Source organism: Cecembia rubra, assembly GCF_003014575.1.
Lineage (GTDB): Bacteria > Bacteroidota > Bacteroidia > Cytophagales > Cyclobacteriaceae > Cecembia_A > Cecembia_A rubra.
Map to the genome: position 1 here is coordinate 69,194 of NZ_PYGF01000001.1, position 23,831 is coordinate 93,024.

A 23,831-nucleotide genomic window follows, 5' to 3' on the forward strand; every position below is an offset into this window, starting at 1 on the left:
GATAGAGATGATTCATCTCCTGTTTTGCAGCAAGATTTCATTGCTTTAGTGATTATGCCCACCAGCTACTTGCTTGGCTGGCTCTCCTTCCTCAAAGACTTTTTGGCCTTTGAGATAAGTCTTTTTTACCTCACCACAGGAGAGCATGGCCTCACCGAAATAGGGGTTGAGAATCTCTTCCGTTTCACTGAGCCAAAATGCGCCTTGGTTGTCAAAAGCCATCGGGCAGAAATCTTTGAACACTTTGTCTTTTTCCAGTCCGAAGGATTCGGTGACTTCCAGCATGTTTTCAGAGAGCATTGAGAAATGCTGCCTTAGGCCGACAAGGGTTTCTTCACCCTGCATCATTTTGGCTGCCTCAGCCAGCTGCTGCTTCAGCGCCATCCAATGATCATGGGTCTTGCCCTTCAGCCCGTCCATACTTACCTTGCCCAAGGCTAAGTCCAATTGGCTCAGGGCGGATTTTGTAGCCTTTGTATCATCCGCCACCAAGCCATCTTTGATTTTGAAGTATGCATCAGCCAAGGCTGTGATTTGTTGACGGAAAGACTGGGGAACTTCCATAGTTTTGGTTTTTGGTCGCATGAGCATGCTGTAGTTCCCTGAAAGCTGTGCGGCAGCATCAATGGAAAATACTCCATTGGTTACTATTTCTTCTCCAGCTTCAAGGCCAGCTTCCACCAAGTACATTTCGCCCATACGGGAACCTATGGTGATTTCCCGCATTTCAAATGCTGGAAACTCTGAGTCCTGCACTTTTACATACACAATGGATCGTTTTCCTGACCAAAGCAAAGCTGTACGTGGTATGGCCAAAGATGATTGTCCTTTCCGAAGCGTAGTTTTTACCCGTGCATTGATGAACATCTCAGGCCGCAGTTCTCCACTTCTGTTATTAGCTTCTGCCCGAACGGAGGCTGCCCGGGTGCCGGGATTGATGACCGGATCGATGTAAGTTACCCTGGCTGTAAATGTTTGACTTGGAATGCCAGCGGCAGTAAAGCTCACTTCATCACCAATCTTCACAAACGGAAGGTCTGTTTCATATGCATCGATCATGATCCACACCCTGCTCAAATCCACAACATCAAACAGTATGGATCCGGTGTTTACATAATCGCCTACTGCAATGTTTCGCTGGGTTACGATCCCGCTTTTATCTGAAAGCACATCAAACTGATCCCTAACTTTTCCTGTTTTTTCTATCTCATCGATTTGGTTTTCATTGAGTTTCCACAACCTTAACTTTTCACGTGCAGCAGTGTAGAGCTGGGGGTAGGTCTCTTTAGTGGAGGCAGCTTCCAGCAATTCCTTTTGAGTTGTAACTAACTCCGGTGAATAAATGGTGGCCAATCGCTCACCGGTTCTTACCACCTGCCCGGTGAAGTTTACAAAGAGCTTCTCTATTCGTCCGGGAAATTTGGCCGTCACGGAAGCGAGCTGGCGTTCATCCGCTTTCACTTTGCCTGTGAGGAAAAGTTCCCCCTCTGGGGAAACTCCAGTCACCCTTGAGGTATGGATATTGGCCATAGCCACTGCTTGGGGGGTCATTTCATGTATCATCGGATTGGCATCTGCTGCCGATCTTTTGGATGATGCCGGTATCAGGTCCATTCCGCAAATCGGACAGCTCCCCGGTTCCGAGAGCCTGATTTGTGGGTGCATGGAACATGTCCATATCTGGCCGTCTTCCGACAGCTCGTGCTGATGAAATTCTTCATCTTGGTGGTCTGAAGATGGTTTTATCCACCATCCCATCAGTCCTCCCAGCACTACTGCCATTAGTATGATAAGGAGGACTTTTTTGTTTTTAAATATTTCTTTCATTGTCTTAAATGTTAAAATGTCAGTTGAGATTGGAGGCAGCCAGGTTTTCAAGCACTGCCAGCGTAGTATATTGATCTACAATTGCAGTGATCCATCGGAGTTGATAGTCGAGCAACTGTTGTTGTACCCTAAGGACTTCTTCAAATTCCCTTCCCTCTGTCGAATATGAAATCATCAGGAGATTTAAGGTTTGTCTGGCCAAGTCGGTCTGTTCCCTGTATAAGCGTACCCTTCTTTGGGCGTCATCCAAGGTGCGCATGGCACTAGCCCATTCTGTAGAAAGCTGGTTGACCGTATTTTCCCTTCTTTGCTGCACAGCGGTTTGCCTCAACTCTGCTTCTTTTTGCAGGGCATTGTATTTTTTTCTATAAATTGGGATGGATAAGCGTACCATTGGCATCACCATATCATCACCGCCCATGGGCGTTCCGTTTTCGGTTCGTGGGCTAAAAGGCATGTAGGTAACTCCAGCCCCCAGCATGGGCCTTCCTTCAAGTTTGGCCATTCTTTTTTGTGCTTCATAAGCCTCCTCTTCCGCATCCAGCATCTTCAGCATGGGATTGTTTTGGGTAATGCTGTCCAATAGTGCCAACCGCGCTATGTTTAAGGGAAAGTCATCCAATGTGTCAGATATGGTCACTTTATCATTGATGTCCCGATTGAGCAGCTGGTTGAATTCAGCCTGCAAGGGAAATCTGGAATCCAATAGCAATGCCAGCGTGTTTTCCAATTCTTTGATTTCCATCCTTACTCTAAGCACATCGCTCATTCCTGATCCGCCACCCCCCATTGAGGGAGAAGTGGAAGATGTACTCCTGCCTGCTGTAGATGCGCCTTTTGCACCAGGATTCGTACCACTGCCCATATTGCCCATTCCACCGGAAGATGATGATCCGGATTCTTCCTTCATTGATGCATTCCTTTGCATACCTCCTGAACCGGAACTTGTACCGGCACTTTGAAAACGTATCAATGCCAACCTTTCATATTGGTTCAGGATATCCAGGTTCTCCTGAACAATCCTGATTTCTTCTTCAAGCTCGTAAAGCCGGTACCAGGTGTTTTTTACTTGAAAAACCAGTCGATTTTGGACATCCTGGAATAATTCAAACCGGGCGAGGGCCATTTTACTGGCCTCATCTTTTCTGGCACCCAGGGTGCCAAACCAGGGGAACATTTGCATCAATTGGAGCTGTGCCCTTTGGTTTCCCATGGGGAACTCCATTGGCCTCAGGAAAAAGCCCATATCCAGTTCAGGATCGGGTAAAGAGCCTACCTGTGGCACACGCTCCAGGGCTGCGCTATAATCATTGAAGTAGGCTTTCAGCTCAGGATTATTCTCTGCGGCAATCCGAAGGTATTCTTCCAGACTTTGTGAAAGTCCGGGAACCTGTACCCCCAGACAAAAAAGCGCTATTATTACTAATTTTCTCATGTCTTCTTTTTTATGATTCCGAAAATACTTCAGGATTGTTCCTTAACCTTCTTTCTGCCCACCAGCTATAAAGCACAGGAACAATCAAAAGTGTGATCAATGCTACTACCATTCCCCCGAACGATGGTATCGCCATGGGAATCATGATATCTGAACCCCTGCCTGAAGACGTGAGTACAGGTAGCAGCGCCAGCAGGGTTGTGGCAGTGGTCATCAGACATGGCCTTACCCTTTTCATACCCGCCTCCAAAACTGCTTTTCGTACCTCTTTGATATTTTCCGGGCTGTGCTTTTCAAAGCTTTGTTTGAGGTAGGTGGCCACCACCACACCATCATCAGTGGCAATCCCGAACAAGGCAATAAAGCCAACCCAGACCGCCACACTCAGGTTGTAGGTTTTCATCTGGAACAATTCCCGCATGTTGGTACCAAAGACTGAAAAGTCGAAAAACCAGCCCTGCCCGTAGAACCAGAGCATCATGAAACCTCCTGCAAAGGCCATTGCGATGGCAGTGAAAACCATCATACTGGTAGCCACAGATTTAAATTGGAAGTACAGGATGAGGAAAATGGCTATCAAACACAGGGGGACTACAATGGCCAGACGTTTTTCTGCGCGGATTTGGTTTTCATAACTGCCCGAAAAAACGTATCGTACCCCGGCCGGAACTGTCAATTCTCCCGAATCTATTTTTTCCTTAAGATACCGCTGGGCATCCTCCACTACCGTCACCTCTGCAAATCCCGCTTTTTTGTCCAACAGCACGTACCCAACCAGAAAACTGTTTTCCCCACGGATCATTTCAGGGCCTGGACGGTAAGTAATATTGGCCAATTGCCCCAGTGGAATGTATGATCCTGTGGGGGTTGGTACCTGCATGGTTTCTATGGAAGAAGGATCATCCCTCCATTCCCGGGCATATCGTACCCTGATAGGGAAACGCTCCCTTCCTTCAACGGTGGTGCTGATTTGCATACCGCCAATGGCTGTTTCCACATAGTCCTGAACGTCACGGATACTCAGGCCATACCTGGCAATCTGTATGCGGTCGATATCAATTTCCAAATAGGGTTTCCCTACAATTCGATCCGCAAACACTGCTTCGGCCTTAACAGAAGGAACTTCTTTCAGGTATTTTTCCAGTTGCAGTCCAAACCCTTCAATAGTTGCGAGATCCGGCCCATAGACCTTTATACCCATAGGTGCCCGCATTCCGGTTTGTAACATGACCAACCTGGTTTCAATCGGCTGCAGCTTTGGAGATGAAGTTACTCCCGGAATATTGACCACCCCTACAATTTCATTCCATATATCATCCGGGGATTTAATATGGTCACGCCATTGACGGAAATACTCACCATCTGAATCAGGAATGAGCATCCCGACATCTATTTGCTCTGGAGACATGGTTTCATGGTTGTATAGCTCTCCGTTCTTCAGTTCAAAATGCCCATCTCTATTAACTTTAAAGCGAAGTTTAGTCCCATTGATATCAGAAACATATTCACTTTTATAGCTGATGGTATTTTCAAACATGGAGATTGGGGCCGGATCAATTGCCGTTTCTGCACGACCTGCCTTACCCACTACCATTTCTACTTCCGGAATGGCAGTCACCATCATATCCAGTTTTTGCAAAACTTCCCGGTTTTCTTCCACACCTGCATGAGGCATTGATGTGGGCATCAACAGGAAGGTGCCTTCATCGAGTGAAGGCATAAATTCCTTGCCCATTGAAGGGAAAGCTTTTGCCATCGCTGACCAGCCAGAACTTTCTCTTATATCCCAGCCCATTTTTTCTGTTGCTTTTGGAATGATGCCAAATACTTTATCGAAACCCATCCATATATTGGCTCCAATTAAAAGAATGATGGCGGGAAGTGTTAAAAACAGTGCTTTATGATCAAGGCACCACATCAGTATTCGGGGATACAGGCGAATGAACAAGGCAAAGCCCCCCAGCACCACTGCAATAATGGTTGCAATAAATAGGAAATTGACTAGCAAACTATTGGAAACACCTAATGGAACCCATTCGACAGTCAGTAGCCAGGCAACCATGGCTACCGTAAAACCGACAAGCATCAGGTTCCGGTGTTTTCCGAATTTTTCCGGAAAATGGTGTAATAATACATTGATTACCCCAAAACCAAAGAGTACCCATCCTGCCCAGTTCCAAACCGTAAATGCTACAATAGGGCCTGTTATTATCAAAAGGTAATTGAAATATTGCCCAAATCGTCCTTTACCTTTTTTCATAGAGAAAATCCAATGGGCAAAAGCGGGCATAATGATGAGCGTAAAAATCAGAGCCGATACCAATGCAAAAGTCTTTGTGTAGGCCAATGGTCCGAAAAGTTTTCCCTCTGCTGCCTGAAGTGTAAAGACAGGTAAAAAACTGACAATGGTTGTGCTTACTGCTGTCAGGATGGCGGAAGCCACCTCTGTTGTAGCGTCATAGACAGTTTTCAGTTTGGATTGGCCATCAGGAGCCTCATCCATGTGACGGAGTATATTTTCATTGAGGATAATGCCCAGGTCAACCATAGTACCTATGGCAATGGCGATACCCGACAAGGCCACAATGTTGGCATCTACCCCAACGTATTTCATGAAAATGAAGCACATCAACACCGCCAGAGGCAACAAAGCGGAAATGAGAATAGAGGCCCTCAGGTTATACAACATCACAATAATGACGATGATCGTAATGAGTATCTGTAAGCTTATTGCCTCGTAAAGTGTACCCAGGGTTTCGTAAATCAAGCCGGTACGGTCATAAAAGGGAACAATAGTAACCTTTGATACCGTACCGTCTTCCAGGGTTTTAGTGGGCAAACCCACGGCTATCTTTTCAATTTCTTCCTTTAAACTATTAATGATTTTAAGCGGATTGTCACCATATCGGGCGATTACCACTCCACCAACAGCTTCGGCACCTGATTTGTCTAGTAAGCCGCTCATATTCCGTGGTTGAGGGCCGATATTGACCTTTGCAATGTCTTTTATGCGAAGCGGTACATTATCCGTGACTTTTACCACTGCCTCGTCCAAATCACTTAGTTTTTTAACATACCCGAGTCCTCTTACAAAATAATCAACCCTGTTGACCTCAATGGTATTGGCTCCAACATCGATGTTGCTGTTTTTTACGGCCTGCATTACATCCATCAGGGAAACCCCATGAGCCTTGAGGGCAGCAGGATCGACATCTACCTGATATTCCTTGACATACCCACCTACAGAAGCTACTTCGGCCACTCCTTCCACACTGGTAAGGGCGTAGCGGATGTAATAGTCCTGAATGGTACGCAGTTCGTGGAGATCCCATCCTCCTGTGGGATTTCCGTTTTTGTCCCGACCTTCAAGGGTGTACCAATACACCTGGCCTAGGGCTGTGGCATCAGGGCCCAATTTGGGTTGGACTCCAATCGGTAAAAGTCCACTGGGCAATGAGTTGAGTTTTTCCAAAACCCTTGACCGGCTCCAGTAAAATTCAATGTCTTCGTTGAAGATGATGTAGATGCTGGAAAAGCCAAAGGCAGAACTACTCCGCACACTTTTTACACCTGGAAGACCCAGCAATGCCGTGGTGAGCGGATAGGTGATTTGATCCTCCACATCTTGCGGGGAACGACCCATCCACTCGGTGAAAACGATTTGCTGGTTTTCCCCAATATCCGGGATAGCATCCACGGGTACGGGATCACGAGGTAGGAAGCCCACCTCCCAGTTGAACGGGGCTGTAACAATACCCCAGGCTACAATGAGTAGCAATACGAGAACAGTAACGAGCTTATTCTCGAGAAAGAATTTGATGATGGAATTGAGCATATTTTGATTTTTTGATGAATACAATGATTTGATGGTCTGATGGAGTAAATCCAACAAACCATGAAGCATAGTTGAACCGAACCGATAATCGCATTACCGGAAGTTCAGGTCATCAAAAATCAAATAAGGAAGGACTGAACGAGTACAATAATGTCACGCTCAATCAATGGGGGGGAATAGTCGTTAAACGTATAGTGATCAACGGCAGTGGCACTAAAAAGAAACGATACCACTGCGAAGAGAACTGCGATCATTTGAAAGTCAGGAACCGCCACTTTGGACACTTGGGTAAGGTCTTCATGTCCTTCCATTACTACAGTCTGGTCTTCGCAACAACCCTTTTTAGTGACCTGCTGATGTTCGCAATCTGGATCATGCTTATCCGTGGCACAAGGTGATTTCTGTGTGGCCATTTCGCAGGGCTCAGCCCCGGAAAAAAGTGCAATGCTCTCCAACTGCCCCATGCAAAAATGCATACCAAAGGTGAAGCTCGTGGAACTGAGCAGCACCAATATGGAAAGCAGGATGGCCGATATTTTTCTAAAACGTTGCACTTTGTAGAAAGTCTGATTCGAATTTACGAAATTTAGTTTAGAATGTTCGATTTTAATATCAAAAATGATGATTTGTATTTCAAATACCTCAACATGTAGTTGTTTGAGCTTTATTTTCCATTTGAAAATTCAGGTCTGCAGATGCTTAATTTTAGAGTTATTGTCTCTTACACAGCAGTGAAAAGAAGAATCCCGTGCGGGTGGACTCATCCACACGGGAGTTCTGTCAGAAACTAATCACCGCTTCAACCATGACTCCACTAAACTCAGCTCCTGCAAAGCGTCCTGTCCACGCATTGCCTTCATATTGCTGCTTAATGTACTCAACTTTTGTTAAAACGTTCTTTGAAAGATACCAGCCTCCACCAAAGTTGACCCTGCTAATATCGAGATTCTCTGATGCACTTTCACGCATCTTGCCACTCACTGTATTGTATCTGCCCCCAAGATAGAAACGTTCATCTGCTCCAAATCGGTACAATACCTCTGCGGCTATTTGTGTGAATGCACCCTCTGTGTCAGCTTGAGGTGTTGTAAATTCATTGCTTCCATCAGCCAGCTCATAAATACCAAAGAACTCCAGGCCTTTGTACTTGATGAATGGGTTAATCTGCAAGGCTGTGAGCTTTGTAAATCTGGCATTGAACTGACCATCACGAGGGCCACCTTCTGTATTGCCATCCACATCCGGTACTGTAAAAAGTACATTGTAATACCTGGAGCCTCCCCGGTCTCCACCATATAGATAAGTACCTGTTGAGGTCCCTTTATTGATGTACCAGGATCCGGTCAATCGTACTCTCAAATCCTCGCTCAGTTGTTTATCGTACCCCAACTTACCGAAGAAAGAAGGCTTATTATCTGTATTGTCGTTCACAGTTACATTTTGATTGAGCTTGCCGTTTGTCAACCCAACCACTGCCAATAAACCATTCTTTTGAACTGTAAGCTCTCCGAATGCCTCGGTGGAGAATGCATCCATAAGATAATTCCCCACAAAAGGGTTGAAAATACCTCTCGCATTGTCCGTTCTCCTGAAATGTGCGTCTCCATAGTTGAACTCATCTAACCCTATGGTGATGCTTGTATATTTCATTACTCCCTCCAGAAACCCGGGTTTAACAAAGTCAAGATTATCAACTCTCATGTATCCACCCTTAATCCATGCTTCGTTGTGTGCTCTGGAAGAAAGATAGGTCCTGAGGTGCATCCGAACACCTTCCATTACCTGAACGTCAAGGTTGAGGTTAGCTGAAGGTAAATTGAAATCGGAACCAAGCTCAACCAAGGTACTAGCATCATTACTTTGGTTAAGGCCCTGAAATTGCATGGCGAAATCACCGCCTACTCTTACTTTGAGGCCATCAAAGATAACTGTATCCACTTTTGAGGGCTCGAATACATTCAGGCCGTTTTTATCGTTTGGCCTGAAATACTGCAAGCCTGGTTGTTGGGCGTATGTGGTATTGATCACCATCAGTGTCACGGCAATGAATACCAATTGAATTTTATGAAACGTTTTCATGATTTTAACATTTTGTTGAAAGTCTGATTAAAGAAACTTGATGATAGTTTTGTCGGATAGATCGTGTCTAATGCTGTTCGAATATCCCGGAGCAGCTATACTATACAGAACTATTTCCGACATTGCCCAAAGGTTTCGTAACCCAGGCAACTAACTGATAATCAGATGTTAGCTAAAGAAGAAATGACTGGAACAGGATAGAGCGATACCGCCCTGACCAGCCGGGGGGAGCCTTTTTAGGAGTTGTGTAGTTTCTTGACTCGAAAAATTGTGTAGAAGGCAAATGGAAAGATGGCTGAGCCATTGCCGCATGTGAAAAATCAATGACCAGAATGTCTGAATGAGGTGTCCTGAAATCATCGAGAGAGAAGATGGTTTCCTGATCCTCACAGCCATCACAAGGGTTGCTGTGGTCGTCACAGCATGGTTCGTAATGTTTTAGAAAAAGCTCGAAGCTGATCAGTTCGCCCCCACAAAAGTGCTGAAACACTGCCATCCCTTTGCCAGGGAGAAGCATTGCAATTATTAGGACGATATATAAGTTGCGCTTCATGAGCCTTTTGATGTAAAATGCCATCCATTGAAGCGGGTATCTATTTGTTATCCCCTTCAATATGACTCAAAAGTACGCAACGGTTATTGAGCGCGCTATGACATTGCACATGTCAAAACATGATGCATGTCACATAAAGCATTGTCTACCCTAGCAACATGCTTGATCAGAATCCAATTGTACTGGTGGACAAGGTGCTGAACCATAGCTGCAATACACGCAGCAATCCCCTTCCTTTGGTTTTAGCACCTGGTGGCAGTTTTCACATTCATAGAAATACTGACAGGCGTCAGTCGGCATAGTTTCTTCTTTCTGATGTCCGCAGTTGGGGCAAGTGATGGTAGATTCTAAGATGATTTCCATTTATTTCTCTGTTTTATTGGTCACTGAATATCCGGTTGAGTTGATGGCTTGCTCAATTTCAAGGATGCCTGTTTTGGACTTGTCAAATTCTACAACGGCATTGCCCAGTTCGTAAGAAGCGGCCACTTTAAGGATACCACTGAGCTTATTTACCTCATGTTCAACATGCGCTGCGCACCCCTGACAAGTCATGCCTTTGATTTGAAAATTTACGGTCTGAATGTCTGACTTATCAACGATGATCACTTGCTTTTCGGCTTTCGGGTAGAAAATGTGAGCATACAGCGGGAATGTGAGCATCAGGGTAGCAAAAACGGTGACTATCCCCAAAAACTTCTGGGTCTGCCAAAAGCTAGGATATGCATATTCTCCGCCAGGCTCACACGCACATTCTATTTCATCTTTGGCCTTTGGTCTACCATGCCTGCCGGCAGGCAGGAGTTTTTGGTACCAAGCAAACCCCAACACTATAACTGTAATACCGACAAAAATGGGCCGTGCAGGATCCAGCCAGGAGAAAGTGGAGGCAATCCCGCTTGCACCGGCCACTAGTGCAAGCACTGGGGTGATGCAGCAAAGTGAACTTAAGAGTGCAGCCATAATACCGCTAGTTAAAAGAGAATTTTTCATAAGGCAGGAATTGTATTTGGGAGATTAAACAAATCGAGCACTGATGAAATGATTCGCTGACTTTGCTCTTCTACTGAATAGAAGATGGTTTGACCGGATTTTTTGGTCGTCACGATTCCCGCATCCTTCAGTTTTTTTAGATGTTGGGAGACGGCCGGCACGGTCATGCCCAGGATGTCTGACAAGTCACATGGGCAAAGTTCATTTTCCTGTTTCAAGAGGTACAGGATTTTGAGGCGAACCGCATTACCTGCCAGATTCAGTACATCGGCCAGTTCTAAAAAGCTTTCTTCTTTGTTTTTCAAGTCTTCTCTGCAGCGACTGATCTGGATGCTATCTGCAAAGACACGGATACATGTATTCATAGTATTTAAGCAATTGCTTAAACAAAGGTAGGGAATGATAGTTATTTAAGCAAGTACTTAAATACAAAGGGCTATTTCGCCCTTCTCATCAATTTTGGTGCTGCTAGTTTCTCTCTTAGATTCTGCATATCCTCACTCACTTTTTTCTCTACCACTTTGGCGTAAACCTGCGTGGTTGTAATTTTGGAGTGACCCAACATCTTGCTAACCGTTTCCAGTGGCACACCATTACAAAGCGTAACTGTAGTAGCAAAAGTATGCCTGGCTAGGTGAAATGTGAGGTTCTTTTCAATTCCGCACAGATCAGCAATTTCTTTCAGGTAAGAGTTCAGCTTTTGGTTAGAAATCATTGGGAATATTGCCCCCCTCTGCACAGCTCTTGGATGGGTTTTGTATTTCTCGATGATTTCCCAAGCTTTGGGAAGGATAGGAACCCTTACCGGCTGGTCGGTCTTCTGGCGGCAGGTAGATAACCAGTATTCCCCATCAATGCCAATGGTAATATTGGATGGGGTAAGGTTCATAGCATCGATGTAGGCCAGTCCGGTATAGCAACTGAACACAAACAAATCTCTTACCCACTGCAGGCGGACAATTTTGAAGTCCTTGTTCTCTACGGCCTCCAGCTCTTCATCATTGAGGAAATCCCGATCCACCCGATGGAATTTGAGCTGGTACTTGTCAAATGGATCCCTGCTTACCCATTCCATTTTCACGGCCATTGTCACCATCTTCCGGAACCTCTCCAGATGCTTCATCACTCCATTGTTGCCAAGCGGCTTCTGGTGGTCTTTGGGTTTATAGTTTCGGAGGTAGAATTCAAAATCGGTGATGAATTTATAAGACAGTTCCGAAAGGAACATGTCGGTAGTACCAAAGCGCTCTTTCAAAAATCGATGGATATACTTCTGAGTGGTGAAGTAGTTTTTCATCGTGCCCCACGCCAGTGTATCCCGCATTGTCTGGTTGTGATAATCCACCAGCTTGCATAAGGTGAAGTCCTTTTGGTCTGTACCCAGGAACATACTCTTGATGGCATCAGCAGTGATCAGCCTTTTTTGGACCTGCATCTCCTGGTAGCACTCCATAATCCTTGCCCGGTCTTCATCCAGATAGTAGTTGAGCGATTTGATTTCTTCCCGGCTGCCCTTGGCCATGCCTTTGGTGCCATTCCAGTCGCCTGGCTTGATCCAGCGCTTCAATGATATTTCAACTCTTCGGCCATCAACGGTGACCCGGGCATAGATTGGGAGTAGGCCATCTTTGGCCTTGTTCGTTCTTGTGATGAACTGAACTCCGAAGGTGTTTGTAGTTCTCATGACAATTCAGTTTTTGAGTGTTTGTGTTAAAATGATTCCTCTCGTGGTGAACTGCTTCCACAAGGTCACTCAAACAGACCTAAAGCAGTTCAAAATGTGTGATTCAACTATCTGTTTTACAGCTATTTGCATCAATCTGGTGAACTAAATATAACCATTCATTTGGTTCACCGGATAGGTCTCATTTTTGCTGAAATTGTCTAAATCGAACTGATACGTAAAAAATAAAAAAGCCCGCAAATAGTAAGATTTGCAGGCTTTTGGGTTCTGATGAACCTTTGTTGTCGGGGTGGCAGGATTCGAACCTACGACCTCCACATCCCAAATGTGGCGCGATACCGGGCTACGCTACACCCCGAACTATTCGTCAAAATTAATGAAAGATGTTAGTAGCGCAAACCATTTTTTTTAAAGCCTTGTTGCTCAATCCTATAATTTTCAAACTATTGATTGTAACAATATTCAGATTGAAATAATCCTATCAATTTAAAGTTTTGGAAAGGATTTCAGGTGCCAATTCTTAAAGAAAAATTATCATATATGTCTGTTTTCTTACCAGTAGAATCTTCCCAATAAAATAAACCTATAATTTCAAGCCAATATCAATGAATAACTCGTCCGCTGAGGCGGATCCAATATCTAAATATCAGGTTGATCTTAAGCCCCAATTTAAAAAATTGGTTACTGGTCTTATTGCTGATATACATGAAAATTATAAATCAGCCCTTTTGATTGGATATCTTGCTCCTGTTTTTTCGAGCCAATCCTTTAATTTTTTTTCCAAGTTGGATGCAATTTCGCTTTCAACCTTGGAAAGGTCGTTTTGCTCTTCTAAATCTTCATTCAGGTAATAAAGTTCCATTCTATCGTCCTCGTAGAAATAGATGAGTTTCCAACCGTTTTCCTGGATAACAGAACCTGGATTTCCTCCCTGGTTTCCATAGTGGGGATAATGCCAATACAATTCATTCCTGGAAATTTTTGCAGAAGGATCTTTCACAACTTGGGCTAAGGAAACACCGTCGATTTCCTTGTATTTGATTTCAGATTCTTTCAATCCAGCCAGTTCAACTAAAGTAGGTAGAAAATCATTGCTGATTACAGGCGTATTAATCGATTGTCCGCCAGGAATATGGTTTTTCCAGGAAATAATCATGGGAACCCTGATACCTCCTTCATACAACCAGCCTTTTCCTGCCCGCAATGGCAAATTAGAAGTCGGACTTCCTTCTGCTGTTGAAAGTCCCCCATTATCTGAAAAGAAAACAACGATGGTGTTTTCCAATAGATGGTTTTTCTCCAAACTCTCCAGAACTATTCCCACAGCTGTGTCCATGGCCTCTACCATGCCTGCATAAACAGCGTGCGCCTGGGTGGTACGGTTCATATTGGCATATTCAGGTTCGAATTGATCAGTGAGGTTCATTTTTGCCCGTTTTCTAAGGTATTTTAGCTCTAACTCCTCAGTAGTCATCAAAGGAGTATGAACTGAATAGAAGGACAGGTAAGCAAAAAAAGGTTTTTCTTTATTTTTGGAGATAAAATTGGCTGTTTCTGAGGCTAATCTCCAGGGAAGGTATTCCCCTTCAGGGCCATCCGGCAATTGAGAGTTGCCATAAGGAGAAAAATATTTGTTACCTGTCGATGGCCCACCCTTATTGTTCCCGCCTATATTGATTTCAAATCCTTGATTTTCTGGCCAAAACTCTTCAGTTTCTCCAAGATGCCATTTACCAGCAAAAAAGGTCTTGTATCCTGCATCTTTAAAAGCCTCTGCCATAGTGTATTCCTCTAGAGCCAAATTAGTAGTATATTCTGCCGGGACCAATGGTTTATTGCGCGTCCAGTGATTTTGGAAGTTCCATGGCTGGGGAGCTCCAAACCAATCTGTATAATGATTTTTGGAAGGATATTTTCCCGTCATGATACTTGCTCTCGTTGGAGAGCAAACAGGAGATGCGGTATAAGCATTGGTGAATTTTACCCCCATGGCTGCGAGTCGGTCTATATTTGGAGTTTCATAAAATTCACTTCCAAAACTTCCTAGATCAGTCCATCCAAGATCATCTACCAGAATGAAGAGTACATTTGGCTTTTCTCTATTTTGAGCAAAACTTTGAAAATAGGATAATGAAATTAAGAAAAAGATTACCAAAGTTTGAAGTACTATTTTGTTTATCATTTAAAATGAATTTATAATCTAGCCAAGTTTAATCTGAAAATTGATATATTCCAATCCATTGTCTTTGATTACCTATCAATTGGATGAATATGCCTTTTCATTGACCGATTAGACTAGATGGATTTAATAAAGAAGCTTTAAATTGCTTATGTTCAACATGAATGATTCAAGAGATGAAAAACTCACAAGCCTTTTAGGATTCCTCTATAGGTATATAATATAGACTAGTTTTATAAAAAAACTGTATATTATTTTACGATTGACCCAAAATACCCATGATTAAGAAGTTTATCCAATTGATCTTACTCGTTTTGCTGGGAGGCATTTCTGCTTTCGGACAAACTAGAAATGAAGAATTTTCTATTGATTTTATTGATGTAAGAAAAGGGCTGTTAAGTAATTTTGTTACCAAGACATTAAGTGATGATGATAATATCAAATATTTTGCAACTGAAGGGGGAGTTTCTAAATATGATGGGTACAACTTTACTAGCATTCGTCCAGGTAATGATTTTCCTGAGTTAGAAAACGAGAATATAGAAACCCTTTTCAAAGATTCAGAGAATAATATTTGGATTGGAACCAAAGAAGGTGGGATTGCTGTGCTAGATGCAAACACAAATAAGCTCAGAAGTCTCAATCAAATTTTTTCAAGTATCCCTAACAAAAGATTACGGGTCATCACAATCAATCAAGCCAAAGATGGAATGATGTGGATAGGAACTTGGGGTAATGGCGTCTTCGTTTTTGATCCAATTGAAGAGAAATTGATTACTCATTACCCTGCTACTTTGCCAATTTATTCTATCATTAGAGATCAGTATGAAAATATGTGGTATGTGGGTAACTCTAGACTTCATAAATATGATCCATCAGAAGGCAGGCTTTTAACTTTCAATACAAAAAACTTGATGTATAACCTGATTGAGGACAAAGAGCGGGATAAAATCTGGATGGTAGGTACTCGCAGTGATCAGGTATTTTTAGAAAGTTTTGATTACGAAACCCAGGAAATCGAACAGCATCCAGTTAACTTCAATGCCCGCTATGTAAAAGCTATGGCTTTGGATCATCAAAATAGGTTATGGTTAGGAAGCTGGGGAGATGGATTGTATATCAGCAATGATCAAGTTGACCACTTCGAAAAAATCAACACCAATCCTCAAGGAGGGATTTTTGATAATATAAATTATTCCATCATTTTAGATATTGACATTGATAAAAATGGTATTGCTTGGCTGGGAACTTCTCATGGTGGCGTATTGATTTTGTATCCTAATAAAGGATTTCAGCTACTTAAGACCAATACCAATTATCATAAAATTGATCAAAATATCATCTCAATATTTAAAGATAGATCAGGTAAATTGTTTAAAGGATCTTTGACTGATGGTTTATACAAACAGGATAAATCAGGTGATTTTAATAAGGTATCAAATATCGTTTCAGCTAAAATCAATACTTTCTTTGAGTATGAAAACACCTTGTTCATTGGGACCGCTTTTGGACTTTATATTATAAAGAACAATGATTTTTCAACTGCGAAAAGATACATTCCTTATGAAAAGGTGACTGCAATTCTCTTGGATTCAAAAAATAGACTTTGGATAGGGACCCAAGAGCGTGGATTGAAAATGACCTATTATCAAGAGGACCCTGATCTTGAAAATCTTACGATCTATTCTGTAACAGAAAATCACCGTGTACTCGACAATAATAGAATCAGTCATGTAAAAGAAGACAAAGAGGGGAATATTTGGTTGGCTACTTATGCGGGGCTCAATCTCTATGATGAAGAAAATGATAAATTCTACAACCAACAATCCTTAATCAGACATAGGGCTACCAGCATTATCATCAATGATATTCACCTCAGTAATGATAAAATATACCTTGGTACACCAACAGGTCTGAGTATTCTTAGTTACAAAAATAAAGTCTTGGATTTAGAAGAGTTTTATGATAAAGATAAGGGACTAATAAATGATTTTATCTGTGCGATTGAAGAGGATCGCAATGGCGATCTTTGGTTGAGTACCACTACAACTATTACCAAATATCAAAAAGACCTCAAAAATTTTATCAATTATGATCGAGAAGATGGAGTGATGATCAATTCATTCCATATTTCCTCCTCGCTTCAAGATGAAAATGGGAACATTTATTTTGGTGGGTCTAATGGTATTATCACTTTTGAACCTAGCAAAATCATTAGTGATTTCAATATTCCAGAAGTTGTTTTCACCAAGTTAGTTGTCAATAATAAGCGGCTGGAAGTTGGTGATGAAGTTGATGGGCAAGTAGTTTTGACGAAAAATATTCAACGAACAAGCAGCATAAATCTTGGTTATGCACAAAACCACCTTTCTTTGAGTTTTGCAGCAAATGACTTTTTTGGTCCAGATAACATTACCTATGCATACAAATTAATTGGAATGCAAAATGAATGGATTACGTTAGGTGTCAAGAATGAAATCAACTTCACCGGACTAAGGCCAGGTAAATATGAGTTATTAGTCAGAGCTAGTAGAAACAATCAAGATTGGTCAGAAGCAAAAAGATTAGAAATCAATATAGCAACTCCCCCTTGGTATACATGGTGGGCCTTCTTAATCTATACTTTTTTGATTGTGGGGATTTTGGTTTTGGTAAGACATTATTCAAGTCGACAAGCTAGACTTAAAGCTGAACTACGCATTATTCAAATTGAAAAAGAAAAGGAGCACGAGCTTAACGAAGCCAAAATCACCTTTTTTACAAATATTTCCCATGAATTTAGAACACCGCTTACACTGATTCTAAGTCCAGTAACTGAATTAATAGAATCTTACAAACTTGAAGAAGCAGTTAAGGAAAAACTGAAATTAGTTGAGAATAATTCGAAGAGAATGCTCAATCTGATCAATCAGTTACTTGATTTTAGAAAATCAGAACATGGACTTTTGAAGTTAAAACCGACCAAATCAGATTTCATTGGTTTTGCTAGAGAGGTTTTCTTGAATTTTAAAAGCATCGCCGCAAAAAAGAAAATCAGCTATCACTTCGACAGCAATATTGATCATTTTCAAATGGACTTTGATAGAGATCAAATGGAAATAGTGATCAACAATTTATTATCAAATGCCTTCAAATATACCAAAGACAAAGGTATAGTTAGATTTGAAATTGAAGTTAAAGACAATCAAATCTGCATGATGGTCAAGGATACTGGCATAGGTCTTTCAGAAGAAAATAAAGAAAAAATCTTTAACAGGTTTTTTCAAGTAAATCGAGATGGTTCAGGTAAAATGGTAGGAAGTGGTATTGGCTTAGCATTCACCAAAAATATTGTAGACTTGCATGGAGGGCAAATACTTGTGGATAGTGTGTACAATATAGGAACGACTTTTACGATTTGTTTACCTTTCAAGAGGCAGGAGGGGACATTATTTGATTTAAATGATAAAATAAAGCACCTTCAACCAGTTGGACTAAATGAGAATATTTCTTATGAATCATCAGAAGAGGAAGTGATAATAGATGATAAATTATTCACTGTTTTGATAGCTGATGATAATGAAGATGTTAGGAGCTATCTCAGGGGACTTTTAGCTGAAGATTACCATGTATTAGAAGCTGAGGATGGAGCGCAAGCATTGAAGGTTATTCATCAAGAATTACCTGATTTGGTGATTTCAGATGTGATGATGCCTAATATGGATGGGATTACACTTTGTCATGAATTGAAAAGCCAAATCAGCACTTCACACATTCCTATTGTCCTATTAACTGCCAGGACATCTTTAGATTATGAACTAGAAGGACTACAAACTGGAGCAGAAGATTACATCACCAAACCATTTAATCCTGGAATAGTCAAAACAAAAATTGCTAATATTCTAGAAAACAGAAAAAAGCTCAGGGAATACTTCTACAACAAAGTGAGATTTGAGCCCAATACACAGGAAATCCATGAATCTAATATCGATACGGAATTTATTGAGAAAGCAATTCGCTTGGTCAATGATAATCTGCAAAACGAAGCTTTCGGAATTGAAATGATGGTCAACGAGCTTTTTATGAGTCAAAGTACCTTGTTTAGAAAAATCAAATCTTTAACAGGAATGTCTTTGACAGGTTTCATTCGCTCTATCAAACTCAAAGCGGCAGCACAATTGATTTTACAAACGGATATGAAATTAAGTCAAGTAGCACATGAGTCTGGCTTTAATGATTATAAGTACTTCAAAAAATCCTTTGAATCGCAATTTGGCTGCCTTCCATCTGAATATAAAAATAAAATTTTAGAAGTATCGAAATAGAATTATAGGGTTAAAAAGCAAAAAAAACACCTCCCTGAGGTGTTTTTTTTATATTGGTTGATTTAGCCCCTAACATGAATGATTGATACCATAGATATTTTATTATTTAAATCAACTTTGATTTAGAAAATATAATTTCTCTAAACAACAATAAACCAAAACACACTATTTATGGATTCATTATTTACAAGTAACCAACCTGATAGTTACCTGTCGTCTTGCTGGCGTAAAAGCATAAGCTTACTTACCCTACTACTTTTTATTACGATCTATCAGGCTGAAGCATTTCAACAAAATAGGCAAGTCACAGGTCAGGTGATTTCACAGTCAGACAAAGATGGGATGCCAGGGGTCGCAGTAACATTAAAAGGTACAACCCTTGGTGCAGTTACAGATATAGATGGTAGGTTTTCTATCGATGTCCCATCATCGGAATCAATCTTGGTTTTCAGTTTCATTGGCTATGCCACACAAGAAAGAGCAGTTGGAAATCAAACATCTATCAATATTACACTTTCTGAATCAGAAGAATTGATGCAAGAATTTGTAGTGGTAGGCTATGGAGAGCAAAAGAAGCTTAATTTGACTGGCTCTGTTGAGACTGTCAGATTTGACGATGCAGTCAATCAACCTGTGACTAATTCAGGTCAATTGATGTATGGTAGATTTGCAGGTGTACAACTTACACAAGCAAGCGGACTTCCAGGAAGTGATCAATCTGGTATTATCATTAGAGGACAAGGATCTTTTGGAGGCACAACTCCCCTCGTAGTAATAGATAATATCCAATACGAAGGGTTAAGAGAATTTAATAATCTTGCCCCTTCTGATATTGAAAGTATATCTGTTTTGAAAGACGCATCAGCAGCTGCCATTTATGGAGCTAGAGGCGCCAATGGTGTCATTGTGGTTACCACTAAGAAAGGGCAAAAAGGCAAGTTTTCAGTTGATTATAACAATTTTATTGGCTTTCAAAGAGTAACTGTGGTGCCTGAATACCTTGATGGTGTACAATATGCTCAATTAAGAAATGAAAGGGATATCAATTTAAATGGTCCTAATGCACAAATTAGGTATTCTGATGAAGCCATTGATGCGATACGAAATGGAACAATGCCAAATATGTATGCGAATACAAATTGGGCACAAGTAGCCTTGAGAGATGCACCTATTCAAAATCATTATTTGGGATTTACTGGAGGCTCGGACAAAACAACATACAGAGTTTCTGTTGGTTATTTGAATCAGGAAGCAGTAGTACAGGGAAAGTTTCAAAATGAAAGATTTACATTGGGCGTCAATCTAACTGCTTCTCCTAATGAATGGTTGACTGTAACTAATGTAACAAATGCTTATTGGGCAAAGTTTAGAGGCCCTACAGGTGGCCCAGGTGCAATTACAGGAGAGACTGGTATCATCAATCAATTTCAAAGATCTGCTCCGACCATACCAGTTCGCTACCCAAATGGTGAGTTAGGTTTTGCTGATGGTGCATATTTAAATCAAAATAGCTCCTATCCAATCAATCACGTTCTGGAAACTGGATTTAGGGGCGATCATGAAAATGACAATATCAATTTCAGTGAAAGATTGGGGCTTCAAGCAAAAATTATTGACGGATTAGTTTTTGAAACAAGTGGGAGCTTAATTATAAATTTTGCGAATATCTCAGACTTCGCGCCAACCAGAGTTATCAGAGATTGGGACGGCAATATAATTAATCAGAATTTATTGAATAGACTTTCTAATGACTTGAACTTTAGCTACAGGTTAATGAATGAAAATATCCTGAGGTACAATACTTCTTTCAATGATTCACACAACTTCAACTTCATGTTAGGCCACTCTGTGATTTACGACAAAGTGGATGGTTTTGGCGGCACGCTTCAAGGATTTCCAACTGACAATATTCAGGAATTCGATGGTGGTGGAGTTATTAACCCTTCTGTAAGTGGTGGTGCCTCAGAAGAAGCTTGGCAGTCATTTTTTGGTAGAGTCAATTATAATTATGAAGAAAAATACCTTTTTGAATTCAATTTAAGAAGAGATGGTTCCTCTAAGTTTGGTCCTGAAAATAGATACGGAACTTTTCCGTCTGTATCTGCAGGTTGGAATATTGGTAGAGAAAGCTTCTTAGCAGGTTCACAGGTATTATCAGATCTAAAAGTCAGAGGAAGTTGGGGAATCAGTGGCAATGATAGAATTGGAAATTATATTTTCGAGCAGACCTATAATACAGGATTGGATTACCATATTGGACAGAGCACCATAGTTCCTGCTGTCGCTCTGACTGCCTTAGCAAATCCAGGTATCAGATGGGAAAGGATAGAGCAATACAATTTTGGATTGGATATGGCTCTTTTCCAGAATAAGTTGAATATAACGGCCGATTATTTTAGAAGAATTAGTTCTGACATACTTTATACGAACTTCCCTATTCCTAATTCCATTGGGGTTACAAATCTAGCTGCGCAAAATGCCGCTGGGATGGAGAATAAAGGGATAGAGCTATCTGTAAACTACAGAAAGAGCTTCGGGCCTGTAAGAATGGAAATTGGTGGGAATGTCACAAGAATGGCTGATAATAGAGTGACCAATCTTGGAGAAGGTGGGGAAGAAACGATTACCGGCAATAATATCATCAGAATTGGTGTTCCGTTCCAGTCATATTTCGGTTATCAAGCTATTGGTATTTTTCAATCTCAAGAAGAAGTGAATAGTGCACCTGTACAATTTGGGAGCAATCTGACAAGGCCTGGAGATATTAGATATGCAGATACCAATGGAGATGGTGTGATTGACGCCAATGATAGGGTAGTTATAGGAAATCCTTTTCCAAGATGGATCTATGGAGCTAATCTTAATTTGACCTTCAAGGACTTTGATTTGACTGCAATCTTCCAAGGTTTGGGTAGAGTAGACAGAATTATGCAGGGAAATGGGCAACTTCCAATGGTGGATGATAGAAATAACGCGCTTTCTTATTGGCAAAATAGATGGACACCTGAAAATCCATCCGAAGACCTTCCAAGGTTAGGAGGAGTGAATAACCAATTGATTTCTACTTTCTATATTGAAGACATGTCATTCTTCAGGTTAAAGAATATTGAAATTGGTTATAATCTGCCCAAAGCAGTTGCACATAAGCTTTTGATGCAAAGAGCCAGAATATTTATTGGTGGACAGAACTTGCTGACTTTTACCAAAGTCAAAAACTTTGATCCTGAGAGGCAGAGAGGCCTAAATACTGAAAGAACTACTCCACTCTACAAAGTATATACTGCTGGTATCAACCTTAAATTCTAATAATCATGAAAAAATTATTTATATATCTTACAGTTATTCTAACTATTTCCTCTTGTATGGATGATTTCCTCGATAGAGGTTCACTTACCCAATTAGCAGAAGGGAATTTCTGGCTGACTGAAGCAGATGCACAGTTAGGTATCAATGGCGTTTATGCAGCTTTACAAAGTAGAGCTTTATATAGTGGAAATTTGAATGGAAATGCTGGCATCCCTCAATATGACGGTTTATCAGACAATGTTTTCAATTCCTTTAAATGGGAAGGACCTGGAATATTTATGGAAGCCAATGTAGATCCTGCAACCCCATTTTTCAATTCTTTTTGGACTGCCAATTATGTTGGAATTGGGAGGGCAAATGCAGCAATAAGTAATATCAGCAATATTTCACCTGATAATATCAGCGAAGAATCAAAAGGTGTTCTACTAGGACAAGCATATTTTCTTAGAGCATTATTCTACATGAATCTGGCTGTTTATTTTGAGGAAGCTCCTTTAATTTTAGAGGTGCAAACTTTAGAAACGGCCTATGTTCCTAAGAATTCATATAATGAAATTAAATTAGCTATCGAAGAGGATTTGGCCAAAGCAATTCAAACATTGCCAAATTCCTATCCTGGATCCCAATTTGGCTATGCAACCAAAGGAGCTGCTTTATCTTTAGCTGCAAGATGGGCACTTTATAATAAAGAATATCAAAAGGTTGTAGAATTCACAAATGAAACATTAGGATTAGGATACGGATTGCACAATAACTATGGACAGTTGTTCACGGAAGCTGGTGAATTGTCAAATGAAATAGTATTCTCAATTAGATTTATTATTGATCAATCTAATAATACTGAAACTTTCTCAGGAACATTTTTAGGGGCGCCAAAAGTGGATGATTCTCCAATGGCAAACCTGGTGGATGATTATTATTGTATTGATGGATTGCCGATATCTGAGTCACCACTTTATAATCCTCAGAACAGAAAGGAAAACAGAGATCCAAGATTGGGTGCCTCTATTTATTTCCCTGGAGATATATTCCTAGTTGATCTGAATAGGCCATTTATTGGAAACACTCCTACAGGTTTTGGAAGGAGAAAATATACCAGAAATCAGGCATCCCCAGAGGGCGTTGCCGTATTTTCACCAGGGGGACAAGATTTTTATTTAATAAGATATGCTGATGTTTTATTGATGCGTGCTGAAGCCTTAGCTGAATTAGGACAATTAGGTGAAGTTTATAATTTGGTTAATCAAGTTAGAGTAAGAGCAGGAATGCCAGTGATTGAAGATGTTGAAGGAAGTGGGTTAAGTCAAGGTCAATTAATTGATATTGTCAGACATGAAAGAAGGGTAGAGCTGGCATTTGAATCCCTTAGATTTTTTGATTTGAAAAGGTGGGGAATTATGGAGGAAGCTTATGCGAGAGCAGCTGCTGATCCTGTTGGGCCATTTAATCCACAGTATAGGGGAAGAAGATCAGAAGTATTCCCAATTCCTCAGCAAGAATTGGACGCCAATAGGAATTTAGTTCAAAATCCTGTATGGAATTAATCAGACAGAATCCTCTACAATGAATAATTAACAGTGGCAGAGCAATACAAGAGCTCTGCCACTATTGTGAAATGGTACGCAGTAAGTTCTTA

At 41.1% G+C, this 23,831-nt stretch carries 14 protein-coding genes and 1 tRNA gene; 3 read left to right on the forward strand and 12 right to left on the reverse strand.

All coding sequences use genetic code 11. The features are described 5' to 3' along the window. Window positions 1–45: 45 nt before the first annotated feature. The 12 genes from CLV48_RS00360 to CLV48_RS00415 form a co-directional block, all read right to left on the reverse strand. Window positions 46–1,827: an efflux RND transporter periplasmic adaptor subunit gene (locus tag CLV48_RS00360; RefSeq protein ID WP_106565272.1), complete on the reverse strand. Its 1,782-nt coding sequence runs from the start codon at window positions 1,825–1,827 to the stop codon at window positions 46–48. A 19-nt stretch (window positions 1,828–1,846) separates the two neighbouring features. Then, on the reverse strand, window positions 1,847–3,262 hold the full coding sequence (locus CLV48_RS00365; RefSeq protein WP_084121526.1) for a TolC family protein: 1,416 nt from the start codon (window positions 3,260–3,262) through the stop codon (window positions 1,847–1,849). Window positions 3,263–3,272: 10 nt separating this feature from the next. After that, a complete protein-coding gene (locus tag CLV48_RS00370; RefSeq protein WP_106566056.1) occupies window positions 3,273–7,097 on the reverse strand; it encodes an efflux RND transporter permease subunit in 3,825 nt (1,274 codons plus the stop codon). A 119-nt stretch (window positions 7,098–7,216) separates the two neighbouring features. After that, window positions 7,217–7,651, reverse strand: a complete 435-nt coding sequence (locus tag CLV48_RS00375; RefSeq protein ID WP_245889436.1) for an HYC_CC_PP family protein — start codon at window positions 7,649–7,651, stop codon at window positions 7,217–7,219. Between the two features lie 226 nt (window positions 7,652–7,877). Then, the gene (locus CLV48_RS00380) at window positions 7,878–9,176 is read right to left on the reverse strand and encodes a hypothetical protein (protein ID WP_106565274.1); all 1,299 of its coding nucleotides are present in this window, start codon (window positions 9,174–9,176) and stop codon (window positions 7,878–7,880) included. A gap of 172 nt (window positions 9,177–9,348) precedes the next feature. Next, on the reverse strand, window positions 9,349–9,753 hold the full coding sequence (locus tag CLV48_RS20975; protein WP_106565275.1) for an HYC_CC_PP family protein: 405 nt from the start codon (window positions 9,751–9,753) through the stop codon (window positions 9,349–9,351). A gap of 126 nt (window positions 9,754–9,879) precedes the next feature. Beyond that, window positions 9,880–10,092, reverse strand: a complete 213-nt coding sequence (locus CLV48_RS20690) for a GDCCVxC domain-containing (seleno)protein (RefSeq protein ID WP_073094976.1) — start codon at window positions 10,090–10,092, stop codon at window positions 9,880–9,882. Beyond that, complete coding sequence (gene merTP, locus CLV48_RS00395; RefSeq protein ID WP_106565276.1) at window positions 10,093–10,722, reverse strand: mercuric transport protein MerTP; 630 nt, start codon at window positions 10,720–10,722, stop codon at window positions 10,093–10,095. Beyond that, window positions 10,719–11,087 carry an ArsR/SmtB family transcription factor gene (locus CLV48_RS00400; protein WP_084121538.1) on the reverse strand — a complete coding sequence of 123 codons (369 nt, stop codon included), beginning with the start codon at window positions 11,085–11,087 and terminating at the stop codon, window positions 10,719–10,721. The genes merTP and CLV48_RS00400 overlap by 4 nt, the downstream gene beginning before the upstream one ends. Window positions 11,088–11,158: 71 nt before the next feature. After that, on the reverse strand, window positions 11,159–12,406 hold the full coding sequence (locus CLV48_RS00405) for a site-specific integrase (protein WP_106565277.1): 1,248 nt from the start codon (window positions 12,404–12,406) through the stop codon (window positions 11,159–11,161). A 284-nt stretch (window positions 12,407–12,690) separates the two neighbouring features. Then, window positions 12,691–12,764, reverse strand: a tRNA-Pro gene (locus CLV48_RS00410). A 354-nt stretch (window positions 12,765–13,118) separates the two neighbouring features. Next, on the reverse strand, window positions 13,119–14,588 hold the full coding sequence (locus tag CLV48_RS00415; protein ID WP_106565278.1) for a sulfatase: 1,470 nt from the start codon (window positions 14,586–14,588) through the stop codon (window positions 13,119–13,121). Between the two features lie 275 nt (window positions 14,589–14,863). On the opposite strand from CLV48_RS00415, the gene CLV48_RS00420 reads away from it, so the two are divergent. The 3 genes from CLV48_RS00420 to CLV48_RS00430 all read left to right on the forward strand — a co-directional run bounded on the left by CLV48_RS00420 (window position 14,864) and on the right by CLV48_RS00430 (window position 23,739). Next, on the forward strand, window positions 14,864–18,889 hold the full coding sequence (locus tag CLV48_RS00420) for a hybrid sensor histidine kinase/response regulator transcription factor (protein ID WP_106565279.1): 4,026 nt from the start codon (window positions 14,864–14,866) through the stop codon (window positions 18,887–18,889). 171 nt (window positions 18,890–19,060) lie between these two features. After that, on the forward strand, window positions 19,061–22,195 hold the full coding sequence (locus CLV48_RS00425) for a SusC/RagA family TonB-linked outer membrane protein (RefSeq protein WP_106565280.1): 3,135 nt from the start codon (window positions 19,061–19,063) through the stop codon (window positions 22,193–22,195). 5 nt (window positions 22,196–22,200) lie between these two features. Further along, window positions 22,201–23,739 (forward strand): RagB/SusD family nutrient uptake outer membrane protein, encoded by a 1,539-nt coding sequence (locus CLV48_RS00430; RefSeq protein WP_106565281.1) that lies wholly within the window; start codon window positions 22,201–22,203, stop codon window positions 23,737–23,739. The last annotated feature ends 92 nt before the right edge of the window (window positions 23,740–23,831 follow it).